This is a genomic window from Fusibacter sp., from assembly GCF_057447755.1.
In genome coordinates, this window is record NZ_JBVBZF010000505.1 from 1 (window position 1) to 1,681 (window position 1,681).

Here is a 1,681-nt window from a genome sequence, read left to right on the forward strand (position 1 = left end):
CAGAGGTTATTTGAAAGCGCTCCATGTAACGATTTGAAAGCCCTAAGGGCTTATATTTTATGAGAACTCAAGCTGAATGCGATCATACATAGGAAATGGCACAACTGCAAAAGCAAAACGCTAAGTTCACGATTGATAAAAAAATAACAAAAATCAAAAAACTAAATATGGGAGGCAATCAGCGTGGCAATAGTTGAAGTCGTCAAGTACAATGGAACACCAGATGTTTTTGCTTGGAAGTACCCTGATGAAGAGCTGGGGACATGGACGCAATTAATCGTTAATGAATCACAAGAAGCGATCTTGTTCAAGGGCGGAAAAGCTCTAGATGTATTTGGAAGTGGAAGACATACTTTAAGCACGGCAAACATTCCAATACTAAGTAACCTAATGAAGCTGCCTTTTGGTGGTAAATCACCCTTTACTGCTGAGGTTTGGTATGTTAACAAAGTTAATTCACTAGATATTAAATGGGGGACTGCTTCTCCAATACAGCTTCAAGATCCCAAATATGGTGTATTTGTTCCTGTTAGATCCTTTGGTCAATTTGGCATTCAAATTGTAGATTCGAAGTCTTTTCTTGTTAAACTCGTGGGGACGCTTCCTATGTTTGACAAAGAGAATGTGCTTAAATATTTTAGAAGCTTGTTTATCACCAAAGTTAAAGACGGAATTTCATCTTATTTAGTACATAAACAAATTGGCATATTAGAAATCAATGCCTATCTCGATGAACTTTCAAGTTTTATGCTAGAACGTATTGGAATCGTTATGAGTGAATACGGCATTAAACTGGTCAATTTTTATATTAATGATGTCAACATGCCTGAAGATGATCCAGCAGTACAACATCTTAAGGCAACGCTCTCTAAAAAAGCGGAAATGAATATTATAGGCTATACTTACCAGCAGTCAAGGTCCTATGACACCTTAGAGGGTGCAGTAAACAATGAATCGGGAGATCTCTCTGGACTCATGGGGGCAGGCATTGGCATGGGTATGGGCGTAGGTCTTGCAGCTCCGATGGGAAATGCCATAAGAAGTGTTACCCAAGAGCTTACACTTGATGAGTCTAAACAGGAAGTACCTGTATCCATTTTAGAGAAGGTAAATACAATAAGTTGTGCAGAATGTCAAACCATGTTAAATAAGGAGATGAAGTTCTGCTTTGAATGTGGTAAAAAACTAGTGCTGTGTCCAAATTGTCAAAACGACATTCATGAAGGGCAAGAAAAGTGCTTGATCTGCAATCATGATTTGCCAAGACCTTGTCCTAATTGTGCGACTCTACTTAAGGATCAGGCTTTAAAGTTCTGTCCAGAGTGCGGTTTTTCCTTACTAAGGGTCTGTATTGAATGTGGCGTGCAATTAGATAAATCAACTAAATTTTGTCCAGAATGTGGCGTAAAACAATAACTTATAAACATACTCTTGAGGAGGATAATCATGTACGAAGATAAAAAAGCAAAAGTAGCCTTACGAATGAGCGGCATAAAAGGAACGTTTTCTATAATAATTGGTTCAATTCTAACTTTAATAATTGGTTCGACTTTGATTTATACCATTTTTGATTCAGAAAATGATGGCATAGATATGGTAATTACCTTTATCGTTTTAAGTTTGATTTCATTACTTATACTTTGGTCAGGCATAGATAGAAAGAAAAAAATTAACCTTTATG

Annotated in this window: 2 protein-coding genes; both read left to right on the forward strand. The window is 36.9% G+C overall.

The genetic code is table 11. The features are described from left to right. The first annotated feature begins 183 nt into the window (after positions 1 to 183). Positions 184 to 1,416 (forward strand): SPFH domain-containing protein, encoded by a 1,233-nt coding sequence (locus AC220I_RS22165; RefSeq protein ID WP_486726043.1) that lies wholly within the window; start codon positions 184 to 186, stop codon positions 1,414 to 1,416. A 30-nt stretch (positions 1,417 to 1,446) separates the two neighbouring features. After that, a partial coding sequence (locus AC220I_RS22170; protein ID WP_486726044.1) for a hypothetical protein occupies positions 1,447 to 1,681 on the forward strand: 235 nt, incomplete at its 3' end.